The sequence below is a fragment of the Streptomyces griseorubiginosus genome, assembly GCF_017614965.1.
GTDB lineage: Bacteria > Actinomycetota > Actinomycetes > Streptomycetales > Streptomycetaceae > Streptomyces > Streptomyces griseorubiginosus_B.
In genome coordinates this window covers 25,836-32,055 of the sequence record NZ_WVUG01000075.1, presented here as the reverse complement: position 1 = coordinate 32,055, position 6,220 = coordinate 25,836, and the positions used below count along the sequence as shown (strand labels likewise).

Genomic DNA, 6,220 nt, shown 5'->3' with positions numbered 1-6,220 from the left:
TATAAGAGACAGCGGCTTGGGTGACGGCGGGTGCGGACACGGACTCGGTGGGGGTGCTTTCGGTGACGGTCTCCGTGGGTGGGGGCTCTGTGGTGTGGTCGCTGTCCGTGGCCGCGGCTATCCGGGTGGCTCGCAGGATGCGTACGTGGGCCTGTCTCACCGCCTGGCCCGGTTCCACGCCGATGTCGTTTCTCAGGCGGGTGCGCAGGGCGCGGTGGACTTCCAGGGCCTCCGCTTGGCGGTCCATGTGGTGCAGGGCCAGCATCAGTTGGCGGTGGAAGGACTCGCGGAGGGGGTGGGCCGCGGTCAGGGCCGTCAGTTCGGGGACCAGGGTGTCCGGGCGGGCGTCGGGGACGGCGAGTTCGGCGTCGTAACGCCATTCCAGGAGCAGGAGACGGGATTCCTGGAGCCGTTGGGTGAAGGAGTAGCCACCGAGTTCCGCGGGGAGCCCGCTGAGCGGGGTGCCGCGCCACAGGGACAGCGCGGCCGCGCACTCGCGCACGACGCGCTCCCAGTTGCGGGCGGCATGCGCGCCGCGCGCCGTGGCGAAGTGGCGTTCGAAGACATGGACGTCCAACTCACCCTGCTCGACCCGGAGTACGTATCCGGGTGGCACCGACCGCAGCCGCTCGGGGTCGTCGAGCAGCCGGCGCAGACGGGCCACGTGGTTGTGCAGCGAGGCCTGAGCGGAGGCGGGCGGGGCTCCGCCCCACAGCGCGTCCTTGAGCGACTCGACGGAGACGACCCGGCCGGCCTCCAGCAGCAGCGCGGCCAGCAGGGCACGGAGCTTGGGGCTGCCGACGGACAGCATCTCGGCGGACGCCTCGCCCCGCGCCTCGTACAGAACCGGCGAGCCGAGCAGTCCGAACCTCAGGTCGCGCCACTCCCCCATGGCCACCCACTACCCACCGTTCTTGGCGGAATTCCGCCCTCCGCACGGCGGTTTCCCGCCACCCTTTCCTTGACCGGTTCCCTCCGGGATCCGCTGCCGTTCGGCCCGATCGCGGCCGCCCTGCGGCGACTTCACGCCAGGTGACGGACGGTGGCGCGGAGGACCGTTGGCCACATGTTAGCGATCTGTTGGTGCGACCTGATGTGATCACATCATCGGAGCCGGCCCGGGGGTGCGCGCGTCAGGACGCGATACTCGGGGGAGTGACGCCGCCGCGGCCGGATCCGGGGGACGTGGGAGGGTCCCGGTCGGCGGAGGTGAGCGACCGGGGTCCTCGTCCCCGTTCGCGTCCTCGACCGGGAGCGAGCCGCAGCTCGGACGACCGGCGAACGCCCCGGGCGGGTGAGGCCCGCGAGGCGCTCAAAGGACCGGCGGGCGCCCCAGGCGCGCAAGGCCCGCGAGGTGCTCAAGGGGCCGGCGGGCGCCCCAGGCACGTATGGCCCGCGAGGCGCATCACGTGCTCAGACGACCGGCGGGCACCCCAAGCGCGCAAGGCCCGCGAGGCGCATCACGTGCTCAGATGACCGGCGGACACCCCAAGCGCGCAAGGCCCGCGAGGCGCATGACGTGCTCAGACGACCGGCGGAGACCCCGGGCGCGCAAGGCGCATGACGTGCTCAGACGACCGGCGGACACCCCGGGCGCGCAAGGCGCATGACGTGCTCAGACGACCGGCGGGCGCCCCAGGCGGGTGAGGCGCCACACCGTGGTCCAGCGCATCGGGCGGCGTTCGCCCGCCGGTTCCCGCAGGCCTTCCGCGAAGCCGCCGAACCAGGCGCGCAGCGCGGCGGGCCGGGAGCGGTTGCGCAGAACTGTCACCGCCATCCAGACGCCGAGGTGGATCGGGATGAGCGGCAGGGGGAGACGGCGGCGGACCAGCCAGACGCGGTTGCGGGCGTTGACGCGGTAGTAGATCGCGTGCCGGGCCGGTGAGGTCTTGGGGTGCTGGAGCAGGAGTTCGGGCGCGTAGAGGATGCGCCAGCCCGCGTCGACCGCCCGCCAGGCCATGTCGATCTCCTCGTGGGCGAAGAAGAACGCCGCGGGCCAGTCACCGATCTGGTCCAGCATCGAGGTACGCAAGGCGTGCCCGCCCCCGAGGAACCCGGTGACGTGACCACCGCGCAGCGGGTCGGCCGCGCCGAGCCTGGGCACGTGCCGGCGCTGGGTCTCGCCGTGCTCGTCCGCGATGCGGAAGCCGACGATGCCGAGCCGGGGGTCGGCGGCGAAGTGGCGGGCGACGCGGCTGAGCACGTCGGCGTCGACGAGGAGGCCGTCGTCGTCCAGTTCGACCACGATGTCCACGTCCCCGAACTCCCGCAGCCGGGCGAGCGCCACGTTGCGGCCGCCCGGGCAGCCGAGGTTCTCGTCGACCTCGAGGAGGGTGACCTCGCCGGGCAGGGCCAGCCGGGCAGCGTAGTCGGGCAGCGGGCAGCCGTTGCCGACGATCACGATCCTGGTGGGGGCGAGGTCCTGCTTGGCGACGGACTCCAGCAGGGCGTCCATCTCGTCGGGGCGGTTGCCCATCGTCACCACGGCCACGGCGATCCTCGGCGCGTCCCTGTCCCCCATTGCGCTCACCCCATCCGCCGTCGGCAACGTCGGCCGCGATGCTAGCCGTTCACGGTAAGGACTTCCTGAGTACGCCGTTTCGTATGCCAAGTCTTGATCCGTCGTACGGGCAGGCTCACCCGTTTGCCGTCGCGGCGGGGGCAGGGGGTGTACGACGGCCACTCACCGCGGTCGGCGGGTCCCCCGTTCAGCCGTGTGCCTGCTGGGCGTGCCTGGGGAGGAGGCCGACCAGGAGCAGGGTGAGGAGGTTCAGTCCGGCCGCGATGCCGAAGACGAGTTCCGCGGCGGCGAGGTAGGAGCCGGCGGACGGGTGCCCGACCCGGGCGAAGAACACCGTGCCGAGGGCGGCTACGCCGATCGCTCCGGCGAACTGCTGCACCGCGTTGAGCAGGCCCGCCCCGGTGCCGACCTCCTCGGCGGTGGCGTCGCCGATGATGAAGTCGACCAGCGGTACGAACACCAGGCCCGAGCCGAGACCGGTGAGCAGCAGCGCGGGCGCCAGCTTCCAGACGGTGATGCCGGTGCCCCAGTGGGCGACGGACCACCACAGGGACAGCAGACCGACGACGGCGACGGACAGCCCGAGGTGCAGGGTGGCGCGCCCGAGCTTCTCGGCGAGCACGGCGCCCGCGAGCAGGACGGCGACGGCGGTGCCGAGGGCCCAGGGGATCAGGGTGAGGCCGGTGCGCAGGGGCGCCCAGTGCATGCCTTGCTGGAGCAGCAGGTTGACGACGAGGACGAAGGCGCTGAGGGACGCGTAGAACCCGGCCACGATCACCAGGCCGACGACGAAACTGCGCTTGCGGAACAGCGACGGCGTGATGACGGGGTGCCGGCTGCGCCGCTGGGAGACGACGAAGAGGGCGAGCAGACCGGCCGCGGCGGCCATCATGACGTACGTCCAGACGGGCCAGCCCAGTTCGCGCCCCTGGATGAGCGGGACGATCAGCAGGGCCGAGGCCGCGGTGAGCAGGCCGACGCCGGTGAGGTCGAGACGGGCGGTCGGGTCCTCGCCGCCGCGCCGGGGCAGTACGCGCAGCCCGAGGGCGAGGGCGACGACGCCGAACGGGACGTTGATCAGGAAGATCGACCGCCAGCCGCTGCCGAACGGGTCCAGGTGGAGCAGCCAGCCGGCCAGGATGGGCCCGCCCACCATGGTCAGTCCCATCAGCGGGCCGACCGGCGTCAGGGCCTTGCGCAGGTGCTGGGGCGGGAACACGATCTTCACCAGGGCGAGCCCCTGCGGGATCATGACCGACCCGCACAGGCCCTGCAGGGTGCGGGCGACGATGAGGAAGACGGGGTCGGGGGCGAGACCGCAGGCCAGTGAGGTCAGGGTGAAGCCGGTCATGCCGAGCAGGAACAGCCGTCGGCGTCCGAGCAGGTCGCCGAGCCGCCCGGAGGTGACGAGGCCCAGGGCGAAGGCCGCGGTGTAGGCGCTGAGCACCCACTGGACCGTGACCTGGCCGCCGCCGAGGTCGGCGCGGATGGAGGGGCCGGCGAGGTTGGCGACGCTGGAGTCGACGAGATCCATGATGTCGGCCAGGACCACGACGACGAGGACGAGCCACGCGGTGCGCAGCGGCAGAGTACTGACGGGAGGCGCGAGGGATTCGCGCTGGTTGATGGACACGAACACTGTTCTACTTGCGATCGGTGTTCTGAACAATACGAACACTGTTCTTAGTGATGCAGAACACTGTTCGTCGATGCGCTAGGCTGCCCGCATGTCACCGACTCCGCAGGAACGGCGCGCAGCACGGCACCAGCTCGGCACGGGCTCCGGGGCGCCCGCGGGCCGGCGGGGGCCGTCCGGCGGACGCAAGAAGCCGATCACGGTCGACGCCATCGTCAGCACGGCGTTCGGCATCGTGGAGCGGGAGGGCTACGAAGCCCTGACGATGCGGCGCGTGGCGAGCGCGCTGGAGACCGGACCGTCCTCGCTCTACGCCCACGTGGTCAACAAGGAGGACCTGGACGAGCTGCTCATCGGCCGGCTGTGCGCCGAGATCGACCTGCCCGAGCCGGACCCCGCCACTTGGCGGCAGCAGATCACGAGCGTCTGCGCCCGACTGCGCGACCAGTATCTGCGCTACCCGGGCATCTCCCGGGCGGCCTTCGCCGCCGCCCCGTCCAACCTGGACACGCTCCGCATCAGCGAGGGAATGCTCGCCATCCTGCTCGCCGGGGGCATCGCGCCGAGGACCGCGGCATGGGCGATCGACTCCCTGATGCTCTACGTCAACGCCTACAGCCTCGAGGTCTCCCTGGCCGGCAGCCGGCTCGGCCGCGGGGACGACGGCTGGGTGGTCAGCCGCGACGAACTCCTGCGCCGCTTCGCCGCGCTCCCCGACACCTTCCCCCACACCAAGCGCCACGCCACCGAGCTCACGGCCGGGACGGTCCACGACCGCTTCGACTTCACGATCGGCCTGATGATCGACGGCTTGCGGAACCGGGGGGCGGACTGAGATCCGACGGGGAGTCAGGAGCGCGTGAGGTGGGCGGCTACGGCTGCGCGGCCGACAACCCCGGTCGAGAGCGACCCGCTCCTTGAGCAGGGGGCGGAATGGGCGGGCATTTCTTCCTGTGCCGGGCGCGGCGAGCCGGAGTTTGGCGGGCAGGCTCCAAAGTGCGTACTGCCGAGGTCGCGTCACATCTTGGCGCCGAAGTCCTGCGTCCACCACGGGCCGCCCGAACCCGTGTGGACACCCACGCCGATGTCCTTGAACGAACAGTCGAGGATGTTGGCACGGTGACCGTCGCTGTTCATCCAGGTGTCCATCACGGCCTGCGGGGTCTGCTGGCCCTGGGCGATGTTCTCTCCGACCCTGGACCAGCGGTAGCCCGTGGCGCTGATGCGCTCGGCTCCGGTGACGTGAACAGCGGCATGGGCATGATGACCTCCGTGACTCGACGGCCGGCCCGCGACGCCGGTCGTGAGCGCACAACGGCTGCCGGGTGCCCTCGGGTTCAAAGGGATCGCGCCCACCGGCTGGAGAAACACGCGGTCGTCGCGCTCGCCGGTGTCGGCCTCCGCCTGGCGGATCCAGCCGCGCAGCGCCTCGGGGTGCACGAGGTCGACGGCCAGCCTCTTCATCTGGGCTTCGGCTCGGCGGTGTGGCACATCCGTACCGCGCGGTCACGCAACTCGAGCGAGTATGTCCGGGGTACCGCTCTCACTCACCCGCGCACCTCCCGGGCCAGGCTCTTCGGGCTCACCGCCGCCGGACTCAGCTGCACCGCGCCGACCACGGGACGGTCGTCGACCACCACGAAGCGGACGCCCGGCACGTGTCCTGCGGCGAGCCGGGCCGCCACGGCGGAACGCGCCGCGATGCCAGAGGTGACGATCGTGGAGCAACGCAGTTGGACGAGGGTGTTGACGTAGGCGTCGGCGTTCACCGACACGGGCAGACGGTAACGCTGCACCACCACGTTCGTGTCGCTCGCCCTTGCCATCTCCTGCATCGCCGCCCAGGTACCCGTCGGATCCGTGTCGGTGGACGTCAGAAGGCAGGCCCGGGTGGCGGTGTCGACGTGCGACACCGGCACGGGCGGCGTAGCGTCCTCGCTGGATCGCCAGGACAGCAGCAGTGCCGCGATACCGGCCACGGCCAGCAGCACCGCGGCGCCCGCGCCGAGGACGATCCGCCACCCACGAGGGAGGTGGCGGGACCGATCAGAAACCCTCAAGGG

6 protein-coding genes are annotated in these 6,220 nt (G+C 71.5%); 1 reads left to right on the top strand and 5 read right to left on the bottom strand.

The window, feature by feature from the left end:
• The 3 genes from GRC12_RS16730 to GRC12_RS16720 all read right to left on the bottom strand — a co-directional run.
• The coding region (locus GRC12_RS16730) for an AfsR/SARP family transcriptional regulator (protein ID WP_208780086.1) at positions 1–892 on the bottom strand (892 nt) is incomplete at its 3' end.
• A 723-nt stretch (positions 893–1,615) separates the two neighbouring features.
• On the bottom strand, positions 1,616–2,521 hold the full coding sequence (locus tag GRC12_RS16725) for a glycosyltransferase family 2 protein (protein ID WP_208780084.1): 906 nt from the start codon (positions 2,519–2,521) through the stop codon (positions 1,616–1,618).
• A 187-nt stretch (positions 2,522–2,708) separates the two neighbouring features.
• The gene (locus tag GRC12_RS16720) at positions 2,709–4,154 is read right to left on the bottom strand and encodes a DHA2 family efflux MFS transporter permease subunit (RefSeq protein ID WP_308286563.1); all 1,446 of its coding nucleotides are present in this window, start codon (positions 4,152–4,154) and stop codon (positions 2,709–2,711) included.
• A 94-nt stretch (positions 4,155–4,248) separates the two neighbouring features.
• Here GRC12_RS16720 and GRC12_RS16715 point away from each other — a divergent pair, with 94 nt between their 5' ends.
• Positions 4,249–4,992 (top strand): TetR/AcrR family transcriptional regulator, encoded by a 744-nt coding sequence (locus GRC12_RS16715; protein WP_208780083.1) that lies wholly within the window; start codon positions 4,249–4,251, stop codon positions 4,990–4,992.
• Between the two features lie 182 nt (positions 4,993–5,174).
• On the opposite strand, the gene GRC12_RS46940 is transcribed toward GRC12_RS16715, so the two are convergent.
• Both GRC12_RS46940 and GRC12_RS16705 read right to left on the bottom strand, forming a co-directional pair.
• Positions 5,175–5,621, bottom strand: a complete 447-nt coding sequence (locus GRC12_RS46940) for a CAP domain-containing protein (protein ID WP_368861486.1) — start codon at positions 5,619–5,621, stop codon at positions 5,175–5,177.
• Between the two features lie 83 nt (positions 5,622–5,704).
• Positions 5,705–6,217 (bottom strand): hypothetical protein, encoded by a 513-nt coding sequence (locus GRC12_RS16705; protein WP_208780082.1) that lies wholly within the window; start codon positions 6,215–6,217, stop codon positions 5,705–5,707.
• Positions 6,218–6,220: the final 3 nt, after the last annotated feature.